We start from the raw sequence: 18,109 nt of genomic DNA, 5'->3' as shown, positions 1-18,109 counted from the left end.
GACGGCATGACCGCCACAGGACAGGACGTCGGCGCCCGGCGCCGCAGGCCCGTGATCGGCCTGGTCGCGGGCGGCCTGGGCGCCTACTGGCCCCAGTTCCCCGACCTGCTTCCCCGGTTGCGCTCCTCCGCCGGGACCGTCGCGCGGCGGCTGCGCGGTTTCGACGCCGAGGTCGTGGACGCCGGTTTCGTCTCCGACGCCGAGGAGGGCGCGGTGGCGGCCGACCGGCTGCGCGCCGCCGACTGCGACCTCGTCGTCTGCTTCCTCACCACCTACATGACCTCGTCGATGGTCGCGCCGATCGCCCGCCGGGGCCGGGCGCCGGTGCTGTTCGTCAACCTCCAGCCGACGGAGTCGATGGACCACGCCGCGTTCGACACCGGGCAGTGGCTGGCCTACTGCGGCGCCTGCCCGCTGCCGGAGATGGCGAACATGTTCGAGCGGCTGGGCGTGGACTTCCGCTCCGTGTCGGGGTACCTGGAGGACGAGCGCGCCTGGGAGCGGATCGGCCGCTGGATCCGCGCGGCGGGCGTGCGCAGGACCCTGCTCGACGCCCGGCACGGGCTGATGGGACACCTCTACCCCGGCATGATGGACGTGTCCACCGACCCCACGCTCATCACCCGCAACCTCGGCGGGCACGTGGAGGTCCTGGAGTTCGACGACCTGCGCGAGCGGGTGCCGGACGGCGGGGAGGAGGCGGTCGCGGCCAAGCTCGCCGAGGCGCGGGAGGTCTTCGAGCCGACCGACTCGGTGGTCGGGGACGAACTGCTCTGGGGCGCGCGCGTGGCGGTGGGCCTGGACCGCCTGGTGGACGACTTCTCGCTGGACAGCCTGTCGTACTACCACAGGGGCCTGGCGGGCGAGCTGCACGAGAGGCTGGGCGCGGGGATGATCCTGGGGGCGTCGCTGCTGACCGCGCGCGGCGTCCCGGCCGTGGGCGAGTACGAGCTGCGCACCTGCGCCGCGATGCTGATGATGGACCGGATCGGCGCGGGCGGCTCGTTCACGGAGCTGCAGGCGCTGGACTTCACCCGGGGCCACGTGGAGATGGGCCACGACGGCCCGGCGCACCCGGCGATCAGCGCGCGCAGGCCGCTGCTGCGCGGCCTGGGCGTGTACCACGGCAAGCGCGGGTGGGGCGTGTCGGTGGAGTGCGACGTGCGGCCGGGCCCGGTGACGCTGCTCGGGGTGATCCAGCGCAGGGACGGGTCCTTCGCGCTGCTCACCGCCGAGGGCCGCACCGGCGAGGGGCCCCTGCTGCGGATCGGGAACACGACCTCACGGGTGGACTTCGGGTGCGACCCCGGCGAGTGGGTGGACGCCTGGAGCGCCACCGGGATCTCCCACCACTGGGCGCTGGGCGTGGGGCACCACGCCGCGCAGTTCCGCGCCGTGGCGGAGCTGATGGGCCTGGAGCACGTCCACCTCGCGCTCTGAGCCGGGGCCGGGAGGGCCCGCGCCCCGCGGGGCCGTGGCGGACGACGACTCCTCCTCCTCCGCCGAACGGGACGCCGGAGGGCCCGCGGGGCCCTGGCCCGCTCGGCAGCGCCCTCCCCCGCCGCCCCGTCCGGCGGGCGGAAGGGGCCCGGCACGCGCCCACGGCGGAAGCGGTTCCGGGCGGGAACACGGAAATGCCGTAGCGCTGCCGCCGAGGCGAATTCCCGCGATCGCGTTTTCCTCCGAAAAATGGCACGATGACGCCATGGAGGATATTCCCTATCAGGGCTCCGGACCTTATTGCTATTCCAATTGCCTGATCATGCTGATGGGGCCCGGCGCCCCCGCCCCCGGCGTGGTCGAGACGGTGACCGGGAGCCCGTTCGGCGCCCAGCTGTCCGGCGGGACGCTGCCCTTCTTCGACCCGTACGGCTGGACGCCAGAGACCGGGGTGGACGAGGCCCTCGCCGCTCTCGGCTGGGAGGCACGGACCACCTGCGGCGGGGACGCCGACGCCGCACTCGACCGCCTCGCCGCCCACCTGGCGGACGGACCCGTCGTGGCCGGCCCCGTCGAGATGGGGCACCTGCGCCACCAGCCGGGCCGGGCCGGCCCCGCGGGCGCCGACCACTACGTCGTCGTGCTCGACGCGGACGACTACGGCGTCACCCTCCACGACCCCGAGGGGCACCCCTACGCGAGGCTCCCGCTCGCCGATTTCATGGCGGCCTGGCGGGCCGGTGACCTCGAATACGGCGCCCCCTTCACCCTGCGCTCGAATTTCACGCGCATTTCCCGGGTCCTTCCCGAGGAGGCGATCGAGTCGACCGTCCCCCGGGCGGTGTCCTGGCTGGGGCCGGAGAACGGCGACGCCGTCCTGGCCCTCGCGGACCGGGGCGCGGACGGCTGCGGCCCCGCTCTGCGCGATCATCTCGCCGGTTTCGCGATCCGGGTCGGCGCACGGCGCCTGGCGGACGCCGCGGCCTGCCTGCGCCGTGTCGGACGCGACACCGCGGCCGGCACGCTGACCCGCCAGGCCCGCCTGCTCGGATCGCTCCAGTACCCGGTGGCCACGGGTGACGACCGGTCCGCCGCCCGGATCCTGCGCACACTCGCGCCGACCTACGGGACCCTGCGCGACGACCTCCGCCGCCGACACGGCTGACGCCCGAGGGCTGCTCCGGACGCCCGGCGTCGGACGCCGGCCCCGGCCGGTGTCCGATCCCGGACGGGAGGCGGGCCGGACGGGCCGGTCGTCACCGGTCCGCCGTCGGGCCGCACCCGCCCGGCGCCGGGGCTCCCGCACGGGCGCGTGGAGCGTGCGGCCCGTCTCCCCGGTGCTCGTGCGCCTCCCCGGCCCCGCGCCCGACCTGTGCGAGGTTTTCCCCGGGGGGCCACCGGGCACCGGGCGTGTGTGGCCGCTGTTCCGAGACGGATCGAGGGGGCTTATGAGCTGTCAGGGCGTGGGCGGGGCGAGCGGGAGCCGCTCGGACGGGGCGGTGCCGGAGGGGTTGGGCACGGGAGCGCCGGCCGTGGGCCACGCCGCCGTGGCCGAGGCGGAGCTCGCCACCAGGCGGGGGCCGTTCCGCCTCGTGGCCCTGCGGGACCCCTCCGACGGCCAGGAGCACGCCGCGCTGGTCCTGGGCGAGGTGGGCGGGGGCGAGGACGTGCTGGCCCGGGCGCACTCCGAGTGCGTGACCGGCGACGTCTTCGGGGCGCTGCGGTGTGAGTGCGGGGACCAGCTGGAAGCCGCCCTGGACCTGATCTGCGCCGAGGGGCGGGGCGTGGTCGTGTACCTGCGCGGGCACGAGGGGCGCGGGATCGGTCTGGTCGAGAAGGTGCGCACCCTCGCCGTCCAGGACGCGCACGGCCTGGACACCGTGGACTCGGCGACCGCCCTGGGACTGCCGGTGGACGTGCGCGACTACGGCCCGGCCGCGCGGCTCCTGCTCCACCTGGGTGTGCGGTCGGTGCGGCTCATGTCGAACAACCCGGCCAAGGTGCGGGCGCTCCGGGAGCACGGGGTGGAGGTGGCCTCCCGGGTGCCGCTGCTGATGCCCGCACGCAGGGAGAACGTGGCGTACCTGACCGCCAAGCGGGACCGGCTGGGCCACGACCTCCCGCACCTGGACGGCCCGCGTGGGTGACCCCGCGGCCCTGGGGGCCGCCGCGTGCGCGCAGGCGGCGCTGCTGGTGCTGCTCGCGTCGGGCCCGGGCCTCGGCCCGGCGGGCTGGGCGGCCGGCGCCGGCTTCCTGCTGGCGGGGACGGCCGCCGTGGCGTGGGCGGTGCGCAGGTCCGGGCGGGCCCGGCTGGGCCCCGCGGACCTGGTGACGCTGGCGCGGTCGGTGCTCATCGGCGGCGTGGTGGCCCTGGTGGCGGACGGCGGGCCGGCGTGGCCCCTGGTCGCCCTGGCCTCGGTCGCGCTGGCCCTGGACCTCGTGGACGGCCTGGTCGCCCGGCGCACCGGGACCGAGTCGTCGTTCGGTGCGCGGTTCGACATGGAGGCGGACGCCTTCCTGATCCTGGTGCTGAGCGTGCGGGTGGCGGCGGAGCTGGGGTGGTGGGTGCTGGCGATCGGCGTGATGAGGTACGCGTTCGCCGTCGCCGGCCGGGCGGCGCCGTGGATGCGCGGACCGCTGGCGCCGAGCCGGGCGCGCAAGGCGGTGGCCGCCGTCCAGGGCGTGGCCCTGGTGGCGGCCGCGGCCCCGGTCGTCCCCGTGGAGGGTGCGACGGTCCTGGCCGCGGGCGCCCTGGCGCTGCTGGCCTGGTCGTTCGGGCGCGACGTCGCGGGGCTGTGGCGGGCCGGACCGGGGGCGGGCGGCACGCGGGCCGTCGGACACGGGTCCGGCGCACGGCGGGGAGGAGGGTCATGAGCCGTACGGCACGGGCGTTCTGGGTGAGGTCGCCCGGCGAGGGCGAGATCCGGGAGGGCGTGCTGCCCCCTCCCGGCCCCGGCGAGGCGGTGGTGCGCACCCTGTGCTCGGGGGTGAGCCGGGGCACCGAGTCCCTGGTGTTCCGGGGGGCGGTGCCGCCGAGCCAGCGGCAGGTGATGCGGGCGCCCTTCCAGGAGGGGGACTTCGACTCCGCGTTCAAGTACGGCTACCTCAACGTCGGCGTCGTGGAGGAGGGCGCGCCGGACCTCGTGGGCACGACGGTGTTCAGCCTGTTCCCGCACCAGACGCGGTTCGTGCTCCCGGTCGGGGCGCTGCGACCGGTACCCGGGGACGTGCCCCCGGGGCGCGCGGTCCTGGCGGGGGCGGTGGAGACGGCGGTGAACGCGCTGTGGGACGCCCCGCCGCTGCTCGGCGACCGGCTGACGGTGGTCGGCGCGGGGATGGTCGGGTGCGCCGTGGCACGGCTGGCGTCCCGGGTTCCGGGTGTGCGGGTGCAGCTGGTGGACGTCGACCCCGGGCGCGCGGACCTGGCGGAGCGGCTCGGGGTGGGGTTCGCGCTCCCCGGTGACGCCGGCGGCGGGCGCGACCGGGTCTTCCACGCCAGCGCCGACCCCTCGGGGCTGGAGCGCGCCCTGGAACTGGTCCGCGACGAGGGGGAGGTGGTGGAGATGAGCTGGTACGGGGACCGGCGGGTGTGCGTGCCCCTGGGCGAGGGCTTCCACTCGCGCCGTCTGACCGTGCGCTCCAGCCAGGTCGGGGCGGTCTCCCCCGCGCGCCGGGGGTCGCGGGGGCACGGCGACCGGCTCGACCTCGCACTGGAGCTGCTGTCCGACCCCGCCTTCGACGCCCTGGTCACCGGGGAGAGCCCGTTCGAGGAGCTGCCGGCGGTGATGCCGCGCCTCGCCGACGGGAGCCTCCCCGCCCTGTGCCACCGCATCGTCTACCCGGAGCCCTGAACGCCGCCGCGCACGTGCGCGGGCGCGACCGGGCCGGGCGTCCGCGCCCGCCGAACGGCCTTGCCCACCACGACGCCGGCCGGAACGCCCGGTCGGCCCCCACCGCAGAGGAGCCGCCGATGTACAGCGTCACCGTCCGCGACCACCTGATGGTCGCCCACAGTTTCCGCGGAGCGGTGTTCGGCCCCGCCCAGCGGCTGCACGGGGCGACGTTCGTCGTGGACGCCACCTTCCGCCGCCGCGAACTCGACGCGGACAACATCGTGGTGGACATCGGCCTGGCCACCCGTGAGCTGGGAGGGCTGGTCGCCGAGCTCAACTACCGCAACCTGGACGAGGAGCCGGACTTCGCGGGGGTGAACACCACCACGGAGTTCCTGGCCAGGGTGGTCGCGGACCGGCTGGTGGAGCGCATCGGCGCGAGGGAGCGGGGCCTGGACTCGGTCGCGGTCACCCTGCACGAGTCGCACGTGGCCTGGGCGAGCTACGAGCGCGAGCTGTGAGGCCCGTCCTCGTCGTCCCGCAGGGGGGCGCTCCCAGCGGCGGCGGGGTCTACGACCGCCGCCTGCGCGAGGCCCTCGCCGGGCTGGGGCGCCCGGTGCGGGAGGAGGCGGTGCCCGGGGCCTGGCCCGTCGCGGACCCCGCGGCGCTGGCCGGGCTCTCCCGTGTGCTGGAGGGGGTCCCCGACGGGGGCGCGGTGCTCCTGGACGGCCTGGTCGCCTGCGGGGCGCCCGAGGTCCTGCTCCCCCACGCGTCCCGGCTGCGGCTGGTGGTCCTGGTGCACCTGCCGCTGGCCGACGAGACGGGGCTTCCCGAGGCGCGGGCCGCCGCCCTGGACGCGCGCGAGCGGGCGGTCCTGCGGGCCGCCTCCGCAGTGGTGGCGACGAGCCGGTGGGCCGCGCGGCGGGTGTCCGGCCACCACGGGGTGGGGGGCGTGCACGTGGTCGAGCCCGGCGCGGACCCGGCGCCCCTCTCCCCCGCCGGCGACGGCACGCGCCTGCTGTGCGTGGCCTCGGTGACGCCGCGCAAGGGGCACGACGTCCTCGTGTCCGCGCTCGCCGCGCTGGCTGGCCTGCCCTGGGGGTGCGCGTGCGTCGGGCCGGTCCCGTCCGGGGACGCGGGGGCGCACGCGGCCCGCCTCCGCGGCCTGGTCCGCGAGCACGGCCTCGCGGACCGGGTCGCCTTCGCCGGGCCCCTCACCGGCCCGGACCTGGAGGCCGCCTACACCGCTTGCGACCTCCTCGTCCTGCCCTCGCACGGGGAGACCTACGGCATGGTCGTGACCGAGGCGCTGGCCCGTGGCGTCCCCGTGGCCGCGACGTCGGTGGGCGGGGTGCCCGAGGCGCTGGGCTCCGCCCCGGACGGCTCCCGGCCGGGGCTGCTGGTGCCCCCGGGGGACCCGGGGGCCCTGGCCGCCGCCCTGCGGCGCTGGCTCACCGAGCCGGGCCTCCGCGCCCGCCTGGGGCGTTCGGCCCGCGCGCGGCGGGAGGGCTTGGCAGGATGGGAGGAGACGGCCCGGCGCATGGCGGCCGTCCTGGACGGGGAGGCGGCGCCTTGAGCACGACCGGTGTCCCGGCGTTCGCGCCGGAGTGGCTGGCCCTGCGCGAGGGCGCGGACGCGCGGGCCCGCTCCACCGCCCCGCTCGCGCTCCTGGCCGGCCACGGGCGGGTGGTCGCCGACCTGGGCTGCGGGACGGGGTCGCTGGGGCGCTGGCTGGGGCCGCGGCTGCCCCGGCCCCAGCGCTGGCTCCTGTTCGACCGCGACCCGGCCCTGTTGGAGGAGGCCGGGAGGCGGGTCCCCGCCGCTTCGGTGCGGACCCTCCGCCGGGACGTGGCGGCGCTGCGCGCCCGCGACCTGGAGGGGGTGACCCTCGTGGTGGCCTCGGCGCTCCTCGACCTGCTCACCGGGGCCGAGGTCGCGGCGCTCGCGGAGGCGGTGTCCGCCCCGGGGTGCCCGGCGCTGTTCTCGCTCTCGGTGGTCGGACGGGTGGAGTTCTCGCCCGGGGACGCGGCGGACGCGGCGTTCGCGGAGGCCTTCGACGCCCACCAGAGGCGGGAGGGCCGGCTGGGACCCGAGGCGGCCGGGGCCGCGGCCGCCGCGTTCGAGGGACTGGGTCGGCGGGTGCGGACGTTCCCGAGCCCGTGGCGCCTGGGGCCCGGGGACGCGGCGCTGACGCGGGCCTGGCTGCGGGGCTGGACGGGCGCCGCCGTCGAGCAGGACCCCTCGCTCCCCGGCGCCGCGTACCTGGAGCGGCGGCTGGAGGAGTGCTCGCGGGGGGAGCTCGGCGTGACGGTCCACCACACCGACCTGCTGGTGCTCCCGCGTCCTCCGGACGGCGGGTGAGCGCGGCGGGGCCGCCGTGCGCGCGACCGGGTCCCGGGCGCCGCCGCACGGTGGACGGCCCGTCCGGACCGCCGGTCGCGGGCGGTCCGCGGGGGCTGCCGGGGCCGTCCGCGCCGGGGTACGGGCGCGCCGCCCCGGGTAGGTGCGGGACATACGCCCCTTCGGGCCGGACGGGACTCCCGGGCGCGGAACCGGCACGCCCCCGGGGCACGCCGCGACCGGTCGGCGGGGCACGGTGAACCGCGGCGGACCCGCCGGGACCGCCGGTGTCGGAGGGGGCGGCCGCATGACCACCACGACCGCACGGGGGACACGGGAGGGGCCGCGAACCGGCGGCGCCCCGACCCGCCGGTGGCCGGTGTGGGCCCGGACGTCGGCCGGGGCCGCGATCCTGGCGGCGGTGGTGTGGTGGTTCCCCGGCGGGACGTTCACCGACGCCTTCTCGGCCCTGGGCGCCGGCCCGGTCCTGACGGCCCTCGGGGTCGGCGCGGCGACGACGGTGCTGTGCGCGGCCCGCTGGCGGGAGGTGGCGCTCGGGGTGGGCCTGCGCCTCCCGTTCCGGCGCGCGGTGGCCGACTACTACCTGTCCGTGTTCCTGAACGCGGTCCTGCCCGCCGGGGTGCTCGGGGACGTGAACCGCGCGGTCGGCCACGGCCGGTACAGCGGCGACCTCGGGCGGGGCGTGCGCGCCGTGGTCCTGGAGCGCATGGTGGGGCAGGCGGTGCTGGCCGTGACGGGGGCCGTGCTGCTCCTCGCCCTTCCGGCAGCGCTGCTCGGCCCGGGCCTGTGGGCGGTGGGGGCGACGTCGGGCGCGGTGGCGGCGGTCGTCCTGGCGGCTGTGATCGGCCTGCGGGCGGGTCGTGCCCGCGAACCCCGCTGGTGGCGGGCCCTGCGCACCGCCTCCGCCGACGCCCGCTCGGGGGTGTTCGCGCGCTGGCCGCGCGTGGTGCTGCTGTCCGCGGCGGCGCTGGCCGGGCACGTGACCCTGTTCGCGGTGGCGGCGCGCCTCGCCGGTGTCACCGCGCCGCTCCCGCAGCTGGTCCCCCTGGTGGTGCTGGCCCTGCTGGCGATGAGCCTGCCGGTGAACGTCGGCGGCTGGGGCCCGCGCGAGGCGGTCACGGCGCTGGCGTTCGGCGCGGCCGGCCTGGGCGCCGCCACCGGGGTGACGGTCTCGGTGCTCTACGGCCTCCTCTCCCTGGTCGCCGCGCTGCCCGGCGCGGCGGTCCTCGTGTCGCGGTCGCCGCTGCGCCGCCGTGCCCGGGGCGCGGGCCCCGCCCCCACGGCGCGCCGCGCGGGCGGGGCCGCCGGAGGGGGCCGCCTCCGCGCGGCGGCGGGCGCCGGCTCCGGCGGCCTCCCGCCCCGCACGGGCGGCGGCGGGGAACCGCCGGGTACCGGCGCCCGTCCCCTCCCCGACGGAGGCCGCGACGGAGCGGAGGCGGGCGCGGGCGCCGACCCGCGCCGGGGCCGCGACCGCGGGGGGCCGGGGCGGCGTCGTGAATTCGTTGCCCCGACGCCGAACCAAGCGGGCCCGGAGAGGCGATGACGCAGGCATGAGCACCTCTACGACGACCCCGCACCCGGCGTCCCCCGGCCTCGCCGCCTCCGTGGGAGCCCTCGCCGCGGCCGCGCTGGGCGGGCTGGCCATCGGCGCGCTGACCTCCTTCGGTCAGACATGGCTGCCCTTCCACCTGCACTCCCTGAGCAACTCCAGCGGTTCGTGGAGCGTGGCGGCGTTCCTCCTCGCCCTGCCGTCCCGGCGCCGGTGGGCGGCCGTGGCCGCCGCCATGGCGGCGTTGGCGTGCATGATGCTCGGCTACGACCTGGCCTCGGTCCTGCGCGGCTACCACGCCTCGGCGGGCACCACGGTCTTCTGGCTCACCGCGGCCGTCGTGGTGGGCCCCTTCCTCGGCCTGACGGCCCACGCCCTGCGCTTTCGCACCGGCTTCGCCCCCTGGGGCACGGGCATGCTCAGCGGTGTGCTCATCGGCGAGGGGGTCTACGGGCACCTCATGATCGCCGAGACCACCTCGGTGGCCTACTGGAGCGTGTCCGTCGCCGCGGGCCTGGCCTTCCTGGCGTGGGCGTGCGCGCGGCGCTTCCCCGCGCGGCGCCCGGTCCTGACCTCGGTGGCCGTCACCGCGGTCGTCGGCGGCGCGTTCGTCGCCGTCTACGGCATGAACCCGATCCAGTGGTTCTGGTTCTGACCGGGCCCGGGCCGTGTTCGGCGGACCGCCCCGGACCCGCGGCCGCCGGGAGGGTTTGACCCCTCCCGGCGGCTTCGGGGCCCGTCCCGGGCGCGCCGCGCGGGTGGTGCGGCCGAGCGTCCCTCACCCCCGCCGCGGAACGCCCCTGCGCACCCCGGCCAGGGGTGAGCGGCGGTCACGGGTGCGCGCCCACAGCACCGTGCCCGCCACGACCACCGCACACACGAACCACAGCGGCCCCAGCGCCATGTGGGCCCAGGGCACGTCCTCCACGAACCCCGCCGCCGTTCCCGCCTGCATGGTCCCGTAGGCGGGCAGGTAGCGTACGACGTCGCTGTCGGCGGCGGGGTTGGCCACCGGGTTCTGGAGCCCCATGTCGATGATGCTGAGCATGATCACGACGAACATGCCCTCCAGCTCCCCGCGCAGGGCCACCCCGAGGGCGATCCCGATCCCGCCGAACGCCAGCGCCGCCCCGCACAGGGCCGCCCACAGCGCCACCGGGCGTTCGGGGGTCCAGTACACGGCCGTCACGGCCGTGGCGTAGGCGCACACCACCGCCGTGGCCAGGACCAGTGCGGTGAGCTTGGCCGCCAGCAGGTGGCTGCGGGGGTAGCCCGCCAGCACCAGCCTCTCGTCGAAGCCGACCGACCGGAACGTCACGATGAACATCATGAAGCCGACGATGAGCGTGACGGCGTTGACCGCCCCCGAGATCTGGCTGATGTGGTTGCCGTTCACCGTCAGGTGCTCGCCGCTGGCGCGCAGCAGGAACGTGACGTCGCCGTCGGCGATCACCAGGTGGACCAGGGTGATCCACAGCGGCACGAAGCCCAGCACCAGCACCAGGGCCAGGCGGTTGCGCAGGTGCTCGGTGACCGCGAACACCGTCGCGGTCCGGTAGCGGTCCCAGGCGCGGCGCACGTTCACCGCCCCTCCCCCGGGTGGGAGGGCGCCGGCACCGTGCACCCCTGTTCGAGGCGCCACAGGCGGTCGAAGCGGGTCGTGTCGAAGGCGATGTGGGAGACCACCAGCACCGACCTGCCCCGGTCGCGCAGCCGGGCGGCCAGCTCCCAGAAGCGTTCGTAGGTCTCCCAGTCGAACCCCTGGTAGGGCTCGTCGAGGAGCAGCAGGGGCGGATCGTGCATGAGGGCCAGGGTGAGGTTGAGCTTCTGCCGGGTCCCCCCGCTGAGGGCGCCCACGCGGTGGCGCCGGTACCCGGTGAACGACAGCACCTCCATGAGCTCGTGGGCCAGCGCCAGGTCCGGCAGGTCGTAGGCGACCTGGAAGAACCGCAGGTGCTGTTCCACGGTGAAGGACGGGTTGAGGACCGTGTGCTGGGGGCAGTACCCCAGCCGCCCGGCGTAGGCCACCTCCCCCCGGTCGGGCGCCAGCTGTCCGGCGAGGATGCGCAGGAGGGTGGACTTGCCGGCGCCGTTCTCGCCGACCACGCCGGCCAGGCGCCCGGGGGGCAGCTCCAGGTCGGCGCCGCGGAGTACGCGGTGGTGGCCGTAGGACTTGTGGACCCCGCGGACGCTCAGCGTGGACGTGTCGGCGGCGGGTGCCGGGGCCGCCTCCCCGGGGCGCGGCGACGCGGGACGTGCCATGCTCAGCACTCCGCGTTCCGGTGGACGGCCCAGGTTCCCAGGGCGTGGAGCCCCAGCGCCGACCAGTTCCGGGGCAGGTTCCCCCGCAACCGTCCCCAGCCCTCGTCGACCAGCGCGCGGCACTCGTCCTCGCAGGCCCGTACGGCGCCGCAGGCGATGAGTTCGTCGGCGATCGCCGCGGCCTCCGCCTCGTCCGCCACGCCTGTCCGCACGCGTTCCCAGATCGCGCGTACGCGGTCGGGCGGCAGGAGTGCGACGGCGTGGGCCAGGGGCATCGTCACCTTGCCCTCCCGCAGGTCCTCGGCCCGGAGTTTGGTGGAGGCCAGCGCTCCGGAGGGGTCGCGCACGGTGACCCCCCTCAGGTCCAGTGCGTCGTCCCCGATCTGGAAGGCCAGGCCGACCTTCTCCCCGTAGGCGCGGACGCCCCGGAGCTGCTCCTCGGAGGCGCCGGACAGGAGCGCGGCGATCTCGGTGAGGCTGCGTATGGGCAGGGCCGTCTTGAGGAGGTGGGCGGTGCGGATCCGGTTCAGGAGGGGGCCGGCCTCACCGGTGCGCACGGCCTCGTCCATCGCGGCGGCGTGGCCGGTGATGTCCAGGGCCTGGCCCGCGTGCCCGGCGCGCATGATGCCCATGACGATCCGGTACACGGCCAGGAGGAGGCGGTCGTCCCCGCGCACGAGCGGGGGGAGGACCTGGTCGACGAGGAAGTAGGCGTGCGTCCCGGCGTTGATCGTCAGCGCGTCCCCGAACACCGTGTGGGCGGCGGGCCGCCCCCTGCGCATGGGCGAGCGGTCCTGGATGTCGTCGATCATGAGGTTGCCCGTCTGGAGTGCCTCGATGACCGCGAGCATGGGCCGGAGGCGGTGGGGGTCTCCTCCGTACAGGTCCACGATCTGCAACCACAGGTAGGTCCGCATGCCCTTGCCCGCGCCGTCCGTGGTGTGGCGGAGGGGGCGCACGAGCGCGGCGTGCAGGTCGTCCGCCGTCGAGGCGTCGAGCTCCCCGGGGCGCCCCTCCAGGCCCGCGAGGGCGGTCATGGCGTCCCGGTCCGGGCGGTCGGGGTAGACGCGCCCCAGTTCCTCCCTCACCACGGCCTCTATACCGCGCATGTGGGGCTCGAAGCGCGTGATCCTGCCGGCCGGGCGGGACTCCAGGTGTCCGCGTCCGCGGACGGGCGCACCGCCCCGGACGCCCTCGACGTCGGCGTGGGCCACGAGCGTGCCGGTGCCGTGGAGGAGGGCGCGGGACTCCTGGGAGGGGGACCACGCCCGCACGCGCAGGCGCAGACCGCCGTGGGCCTCGATCACCCACTCGGTGACGTGGACGCGCAGGCTGGCCAGGGAGGTCCAGGTCGCGGCGTCGGTCACGCTCGCCCGCACCGTCGTGCACCCCCCGTCCGGCGAGTGCAGCAGGACCTCCGCCGGCTCGGTGCGGGTCAGCCCCGTGAGGGCGTCCATCCGGCCCCGGCGTGTGGCGGTGACGGTCCATCCGTCGTCCAGGAGCGCCACGGCACGGGTCCACACGGGTTCGCTGTCCGGGGCCGGTCCGGCCGCGTCGCGGGGGGCGTCCGGCAGGACGCGCTCGTACCAGCCCGTACCGTGGACGGGCCGCTCCCCGCCGACATCGGTCCGGGTCCCCTCCACGACGGCACGCGGCACGACCCGGGACGGCCGCGCCGGGGGGAGGCCGTCCACGGCCGTGTGGGGGGAGGCGGGCGCCGCGGGGGTGAGACGCAGGCGCCAGGAGCCCTCGTCGCCGCGCAGGTCGAGGAGGAGGCGGTCCCCGTCCGCGCGCAGGCGGACGACTCCGCCGTAGTCGAGGTCGAGGCCGCCCCCGGCCGCCACCACGGGCCCGGGCAGCTCGCGGTCGGGGTACAGGCCGTCCCCGGGTGTGAGGAGGTCCAGCGTGGCGTCGCGCACGCTGCGGTCCAGGAAGGGGTCGTTCTCGGCGGCGGCGCGCGCCAGGGCGAGGAACCCGGCGTCGGTCCAGGCGGCGTCGACGCCGCCCCCCGCCCCCCGGTCGCGGACGTGCCAGGTAGCGGCGTGGGCGTGCCCGGCGCCGTCGCCCTCGACCCTGTACCGGGCCACATGGACGGTGAGCCCGACCGGGGCGCCGCCGTCGTCGAGCCAGGTGACGAACCGCCAGTAGCCCTCGTCGTGGTCCTTCCCCGGCGGGGTGCGCGCGGCGGCGTCGGGGCACACCCGCCGATCCGTGTCGTCCTCGGGCGTCGTCGCCATGCTCACACGTCTCTCCTCACGGAAGAAGGTCGACAGACCGCTGCTGATGTCCGAACGGACCGTTCTCCCGAAGGGGCCCGGGGCACGGGAACAGAAATCACCCCGCGCCCGGCACCCTGAAATCCGGCCCATCGGCGAATCTATCGCGCTGGAGAGATTTTCTTTCCGGTTCCCCCGAAAAGCCCCTGCGAACGGCGTTCTCCGCAAAGACAAAACTCCGATGAGGGGGCAAGGAGTGGAGCATCTTCTTTTATTTCACAAAAGGGATTTCCGACTCAGTGGCACGGGGAGATCCCTTTGTCCTGATCTTTCACCGCTGCCGGTGGGGGACGCGGGAGGACGGGACCCGCGCCTCGCGCCGCGTCCCGTCCCCCGGTCCGGCGTCAGGGCCGGTGTCGCCGGGCAGGCGTCACCGGAAGGCGGCGGGAAGGGACATGAGGTCGATCCCCCACATGAGCGGCAGCATGTAGAGCGTCCCCGCGACGATGAGCACGAGGGCGATGACGTTCAGCCAGAACCCCGTCCTGACCATCTCCATGATCGTCACCCGCCCGGTGCCGAACATGATCGCGTTCGGAGGGGTGCCCACCGGGAGCATGAACGCGCAGTTCGCGGCCATCGCGCAGGGGACCATCAGCGCGTACGGGTGAACGTTCAGCGAGATCGCGAAGGCCGCCATGACGGGGAGGATCATCGTCGCCGTCGCGGCGTTGGAGGTGATCTCCGTCAGGAACAGCACGAGGGCGGTGGCGATGACGATGATCAGGACCACGTCGATCCCGTCGAGCGTGCGCAGCTGCTCGCCGATCCACGCGGAGAGGCCGGTCTCGACGAACCCCGCGGCGATGGCCAGCCCGCCGCCGAACAGCAGGAGGATCCCCCAGGGGATCTTCTTCGAGTCCTCCCAGCGGAGGATCTTCCTCTCCTCGTCGTCGCGCGACGGCAGCGTGAACAGCACCACCGTGGCGACGACGGCGATCACGCCGTCGCTGATGCCCGGGAGGAGGCCGTCCCAGAGGAACGAGCGGGTCACCCACATGAAGGCCGCCCCGAGGAAGACGACGAGCACGGCCTTCTCCTCGGCGGACATCCTGCCGAGGGCCCTCCTCTCCCCCCGGATGATCTCCCTGCCGCCGGGGAGGTGCTTGAACCGGACCCTGAAGACGACGCCCGTCAGGTAGAACCACGTGAAGGCCAGGAGGACGACGACGATCGGGAGGCCGAACACCATCCACCCGCCGAACGAGATGCTCTCACCGAAGAGTTCCCCGACGGTCGCCGAGAGAATGGCGAGCGGGGGCGTTCCGATGAGCGTCCCGAGCCCGCCGATGGTGGCCGCGTAACCGATGCCGAAGACGATGGACTTCTCGAACTTCGGCAGATCGGCGGCGAATTCCCCGCCCCGCAGCGAACGGGCGGCCTGGTAGACGACCGCCAGCCCCACGGGGATCATCATCATCGTGGCGGCCGTGTTGGAGACCCACATCGACAGGAAGCCCGTCGCGACCATGAACCCGAGGACGATACGGCGCGGGCTCGTGCCGATCGCCGCGACGATCGAGAGGGCGATGCGTTGGTGGAGGTTCCACTTCTCCATCGCGATCGCGATCGAGAAGCCCCCGAGGAACAGGAAGATGATGTCGTTGCCGTACGCCGCGACCACGGCGTCCCCGCCCAGCGCACCAGTCAGCGGCAGGAGCACGATCGGGAGCAGGGACGTGACCGGGATGGGGATCGCCTCCGTGATCCACCAGGTCGCGACCCAGAGGGTGGTGGCGAGGACCGCCCGCCCCTCCGGCGAGAGCCCCTCGGGCTCGAAGAACAGGAGCGTCACCGCGAACAGCAGCGGACCGAGCAGCAGTCCGGTGACGCGTGCGGGCGTGTACCCGGGTCCGGGATCGCCGGAGCCCCGGCCCGGCTCCGGGCCCTCCGGGTCGCCGGGGGCCCGCGCGGACACGCCGCCGGTCCCGGGGGACGCCGACGGCTCCGAACGCGGCGCCTTGCCGCGCCGGGAGAACGTCAGGAGCTCTTTGATCTCGCGGTGCGAGGCCCACAGGTTCCCCCGGAGGGGAGACAGGTAGGGGTGTGCCATTGCCGTACCTTCTTCGGTCTCTTGCTCGGCGCGACTTGCTGCCGGGGGGTCGGCGCGGGGGGTACGCGGGTCGACATCGGCCATGAGGGCAAAGGGGACGTGGGCACTCCGCCGGGGAGCCCAGGGGTCCGTCGGTCATGGGGCCGACTTCCTCGGGGGATTCACTGCGGGGACGGTCGTCCGGACCGTCCGGGGCGGTCGCGGGGGTCGCCCGGACCGGCGGTCACCGTCTCCGCGGACGGTCCGGGGGCCGCCGGCCCCGGCCGGTCAGGCGTGCAGGCCGCGCAGGAGGCGGTGGAACTCCGCCTTGCCCTCGAGCCCGATGCCCGGCAGCTCCCCCGGCGCCACACGGCCGCGGGTGACCACCGCGTCGTCGGTGAAGCCGCCCGTGGGCCGGAACTCCCCGGGGTAGGACTCGTTGCCGCCGAGTTTGAGGGCCGCGGCGATGTGCAGCGAGAACTGGTGCCCGCCGTGCGGGACGCACCGGCGGGAGGACCAGCCGTGCAGGGCGAGCATGTCCAGGACCCGGCGGTACTCCGTCAGCCCGTAGCTCAGCGCCGGGTCGACCTGGAGGAAATCGCGGTCCGGCCGCATGCCGCCGTAGCGGATCAGGTTCCGGGCGTCCTGCAGCGAGAACAGGTTCTCGCCGGTCGCGATGGGGTGGCGGTAGTTCTCCGACAGCGTCGCGTTCAGGCCGTAGTCCAGCGGGTCGCCGACCTCCTCGTACCAGAAGAGGCCGTACTGCTCGATGGCCCGGCCGTAGTCCAGCGCGGTCCGCAGGTCGAACTTGCCGTTGACGTCCACCATCAGGCGGGACCCGTCACCGTCCAGGACGTCGATGACCGCCTCGATGCGCCTGAGGTCCTCGGCCAGGTCGGCGCCGCCGATCTTCATCTTGACGACCTCGTACCCGGCGTCGAGGAAGCCCCTCATCTCGTCCTGGAGGTCCTGCAGGGACTTGCCGGGCGCGTAGTAGCCGCCGGCGGCGTAGACGAAGACGTCCTCGTCCGGGTCGCCGTCACCGTAGTGGTCGGAGATCCACCGGTACAGCGGCACGCCCGCGGCCTTGGCGGCGAGGTCGTGCAGCGCCATGTCCACCACGCCGACGGCGACGGAGCGCTCACCGTGTCCGCCGGGCTTCTCGTTGCGCATCATGACGTCCCACGCCCCGGCGGGCGAGAGCTCGCCGTCGCCGTCCAGCAGTTCCTCCGGCGAGGCGTCCTGCAGCCGGGGAAGCATCCGCTCGCCCAGGATGGCCGTGGCGTTGTACCGGCCGTTGGAGTTGAAGCCGTAGCCCACCAGGGGCTCGCCGTCGACCACCACGTCACTGACCAGCGCGAGGATCGTGCAGTCCATCTTGCTGAAGTCGATGTAGGCGTTGCGCATCGACGAGCTGATCGGGATGGTCCCGACGTGGGCGGAAACGATCTTCATGGCCTTCTTCCTGCCGAACCGATTCTTATAAGTCCCTTATAAGTTATGCGGAGCCTATACTGGCCGAGACGGGGGTCACAAGCCCGCGAGCGAGGATTGTGTGAGAGAGGCCACGATGACCAGCGCGAACGTCTTCTCCAGCAAGGGCGGCCTGGCCTACGCGGAGCTGCGCCGCCGCATCACCTCCGGTGAGCTCGCCCCGGGATCACGCCTGTCGCAGTACGAGCTGGCGGAGGAGATGGGGATGAGCATCACCCCCCTGCGCGAGGCGATCAGGCGGCTGGCCAGCGAGGACTGGGTCGTGATGGACGCCCACCGGGACGTCCGCGTGGCGCCCATGAGCGCCTTCGAGGCGCGCGAGCTGCTGGAGGTCCGCTTCTCGCTGGAGCCCTCCGCCACCGAACTCGCCGCGCTGCGCCGGACGGAACGGGAGATCGCCGCGATGAGGGCGGCGGCCGACGCCCTGCTGCCGGTCACCCGCAGCTGGGGCGAGGAGGCCATCACGGCGCACCGGGCCTTCCACCGGGCGATCTACACCGCCTCCCACAACAACGTGATGGTCAGGCTCCTGGACGACCTGTGGGACAAGGCCGACCGGTACCGGCGGATCGGTCTGGAACTGCCGGCGGGCGCGGAGCCGCGCACCATCGACCTGAACCAGCACCACCGGATCCTGGAGCTCGTCGTCGCCGGCGAGGGCGCCGCCGCGGCCGGGCTGGTGCGCTCCCACATCCGCAACAGCCTCGGGGCCATGGTCACGGACGCCCTCGAGGGCCGGGAACGCGCCTACCACCCCATCGCCGGGCGTTCGGCCTGAGGCGCCGGCGGCAGGCGACGGGGGCGGCAGGCGACGGGCGGCGACGGGGGCCGCACGCCCCTCCCCCGCGCCGGCGCCGCACGC

At 75.2% G+C, this 18,109-nt stretch carries 16 protein-coding genes; 11 read left to right on the top strand and 5 right to left on the bottom strand.

Annotation, left to right across the window (positions count from 1 at the left end):
- Nucleotides 1–6: 6 nt before the first annotated feature.
- From ACIRPH_RS05800 to ACIRPH_RS05755, 10 genes are all read left to right on the top strand, one after another.
- Nucleotides 7–1,440 carry an arabinose isomerase gene (locus tag ACIRPH_RS05800; RefSeq protein WP_402909823.1) on the top strand — a complete coding sequence of 478 codons (1,434 nt, stop codon included), beginning with the start codon at nucleotides 7–9 and terminating at the stop codon, nucleotides 1,438–1,440.
- Nucleotides 1,441–1,762: 322 nt separating this feature from the next.
- Nucleotides 1,763–2,605: a hypothetical protein gene (locus ACIRPH_RS05795; protein ID WP_402909820.1), complete on the top strand. Its 843-nt coding sequence runs from the start codon at nucleotides 1,763–1,765 to the stop codon at nucleotides 2,603–2,605.
- Nucleotides 2,606–2,888: 283 nt separating this feature from the next.
- Nucleotides 2,889–3,587, top strand: coding sequence for a GTP cyclohydrolase II (locus tag ACIRPH_RS05790; protein ID WP_402909817.1), 699 nt, complete (start codon nucleotides 2,889–2,891; stop codon nucleotides 3,585–3,587).
- Entirely contained in the window at nucleotides 3,580–4,314 is a 735-nt protein-coding gene (locus ACIRPH_RS05785) for a CDP-alcohol phosphatidyltransferase family protein (protein WP_402909815.1), read from the top strand. The genes ACIRPH_RS05790 and ACIRPH_RS05785 overlap by 8 nt, the downstream gene beginning before the upstream one ends.
- Entirely contained in the window at nucleotides 4,311–5,291 is a 981-nt protein-coding gene (locus ACIRPH_RS05780) for a zinc-binding alcohol dehydrogenase (RefSeq protein WP_402909813.1), read from the top strand. Before ACIRPH_RS05785 ends, ACIRPH_RS05780 begins: the two co-directional genes overlap by 4 nt.
- Before the next feature lie 119 nt (nucleotides 5,292–5,410).
- On the top strand, nucleotides 5,411–5,794 hold the full coding sequence (locus ACIRPH_RS05775) for a 6-pyruvoyl trahydropterin synthase family protein (protein ID WP_402909810.1): 384 nt from the start codon (nucleotides 5,411–5,413) through the stop codon (nucleotides 5,792–5,794).
- Entirely contained in the window at nucleotides 5,791–6,849 is a 1,059-nt protein-coding gene (locus ACIRPH_RS05770) for a glycosyltransferase family 4 protein (RefSeq protein ID WP_402909807.1), read from the top strand. Before ACIRPH_RS05775 ends, ACIRPH_RS05770 begins: the two co-directional genes overlap by 4 nt.
- A complete protein-coding gene (locus ACIRPH_RS05765; RefSeq protein ID WP_402909804.1) occupies nucleotides 6,846–7,634 on the top strand; it encodes a methyltransferase domain-containing protein in 789 nt (262 codons plus the stop codon). Before ACIRPH_RS05770 ends, ACIRPH_RS05765 begins: the two co-directional genes overlap by 4 nt.
- A gap of 286 nt (nucleotides 7,635–7,920) precedes the next feature.
- Nucleotides 7,921–9,177: a lysylphosphatidylglycerol synthase transmembrane domain-containing protein gene (locus ACIRPH_RS05760; protein ID WP_402909801.1), complete on the top strand. Its 1,257-nt coding sequence runs from the start codon at nucleotides 7,921–7,923 to the stop codon at nucleotides 9,175–9,177.
- 7 nt (nucleotides 9,178–9,184) lie between these two features.
- Nucleotides 9,185–9,838, top strand: a complete 654-nt coding sequence (locus ACIRPH_RS05755; RefSeq protein ID WP_402909799.1) for a DUF6518 family protein — start codon at nucleotides 9,185–9,187, stop codon at nucleotides 9,836–9,838.
- A 123-nt stretch (nucleotides 9,839–9,961) separates the two neighbouring features.
- Here the strand turns inward: ACIRPH_RS05755 and ACIRPH_RS05750 are convergent, their stop codons facing one another.
- The 5 genes from ACIRPH_RS05750 to ACIRPH_RS05730 form a co-directional block, all read right to left on the bottom strand.
- Nucleotides 9,962–10,768 carry an ABC transporter permease gene (locus ACIRPH_RS05750; RefSeq protein ID WP_402909797.1) on the bottom strand — a complete coding sequence of 269 codons (807 nt, stop codon included), beginning with the start codon at nucleotides 10,766–10,768 and terminating at the stop codon, nucleotides 9,962–9,964.
- Nucleotides 10,765–11,445 carry an ABC transporter ATP-binding protein gene (locus tag ACIRPH_RS05745; RefSeq protein WP_402909795.1) on the bottom strand — a complete coding sequence of 227 codons (681 nt, stop codon included), beginning with the start codon at nucleotides 11,443–11,445 and terminating at the stop codon, nucleotides 10,765–10,767. Before ACIRPH_RS05745 ends, ACIRPH_RS05750 begins: the two co-directional genes overlap by 4 nt.
- A 2-nt stretch (nucleotides 11,446–11,447) precedes the next feature.
- Nucleotides 11,448–13,682, bottom strand: coding sequence for a polyprenyl synthetase family protein (locus ACIRPH_RS05740; protein WP_402911586.1), 2,235 nt, complete (start codon nucleotides 13,680–13,682; stop codon nucleotides 11,448–11,450).
- 409 nt (nucleotides 13,683–14,091) lie between these two features.
- Nucleotides 14,092–15,774 carry an SLC13 family permease gene (locus tag ACIRPH_RS05735; protein ID WP_402909792.1) on the bottom strand — a complete coding sequence of 561 codons (1,683 nt, stop codon included), beginning with the start codon at nucleotides 15,772–15,774 and terminating at the stop codon, nucleotides 14,092–14,094.
- 267 nt (nucleotides 15,775–16,041) lie between these two features.
- A complete protein-coding gene (locus ACIRPH_RS05730; RefSeq protein WP_402909789.1) occupies nucleotides 16,042–17,208 on the bottom strand; it encodes an enolase C-terminal domain-like protein in 1,167 nt (388 codons plus the stop codon).
- 115 nt (nucleotides 17,209–17,323) lie between these two features.
- Between ACIRPH_RS05730 and ACIRPH_RS05725 the strand changes: the two genes are divergently transcribed.
- Nucleotides 17,324–18,025, top strand: coding sequence for a GntR family transcriptional regulator (locus tag ACIRPH_RS05725; protein ID WP_402909786.1), 702 nt, complete (start codon nucleotides 17,324–17,326; stop codon nucleotides 18,023–18,025).
- The last annotated feature ends 84 nt before the right edge of the window (nucleotides 18,026–18,109 follow it).

The organism is Nocardiopsis sp. NPDC101807, from assembly GCF_044766605.1.
Classification (GTDB): Bacteria; Actinomycetota; Actinomycetes; order Streptosporangiales; family Streptosporangiaceae; genus Nocardiopsis; species Nocardiopsis tropica.
This window is presented reverse-complemented; position numbering and strand designations above follow the sequence as displayed.

Coding starts and splice junctions, on each gene's coding strand:
- ACIRPH_RS05800 (WP_402909823.1), top strand. CDS start 7: ATGACCGCCACAGGACAGGACGTCGGCGCCCGGCGCCGCAGGCCCGTG.
- ACIRPH_RS05755 (WP_402909799.1), top strand. CDS start 9,185: ATGAGCACCTCTACGACGACCCCGCACCCGGCGTCCCCCGGCCTCGCC.
- ACIRPH_RS05760 (WP_402909801.1), top strand. CDS start 7,921: ATGACCACCACGACCGCACGGGGGACACGGGAGGGGCCGCGAACCGGC.
- ACIRPH_RS05725 (WP_402909786.1), top strand. CDS start 17,324: ATGACCAGCGCGAACGTCTTCTCCAGCAAGGGCGGCCTGGCCTACGCG.
- ACIRPH_RS05775 (WP_402909810.1), top strand. CDS start 5,411: ATGTACAGCGTCACCGTCCGCGACCACCTGATGGTCGCCCACAGTTTC.
- ACIRPH_RS05730 (WP_402909789.1), bottom strand. CDS start 17,208: ATGAAGATCGTTTCCGCCCACGTCGGGACCATCCCGATCAGCTCGTCG.
- ACIRPH_RS05735 (WP_402909792.1), bottom strand. CDS start 15,774: ATGGCACACCCCTACCTGTCTCCCCTCCGGGGGAACCTGTGGGCCTCG.
- ACIRPH_RS05745 (WP_402909795.1), bottom strand. CDS start 11,445: ATGGCACGTCCCGCGTCGCCGCGCCCCGGGGAGGCGGCCCCGGCACCC.
- ACIRPH_RS05740 (WP_402911586.1), bottom strand. CDS start 13,682: ATGGCGACGACGCCCGAGGACGACACGGATCGGCGGGTGTGCCCCGAC.
- ACIRPH_RS05780 (WP_402909813.1), top strand. CDS start 4,311: ATGAGCCGTACGGCACGGGCGTTCTGGGTGAGGTCGCCCGGCGAGGGC.
- ACIRPH_RS05790 (WP_402909817.1), top strand. CDS start 2,889: ATGAGCTGTCAGGGCGTGGGCGGGGCGAGCGGGAGCCGCTCGGACGGG.
- ACIRPH_RS05795 (WP_402909820.1), top strand. CDS start 1,763: ATGCTGATGGGGCCCGGCGCCCCCGCCCCCGGCGTGGTCGAGACGGTG.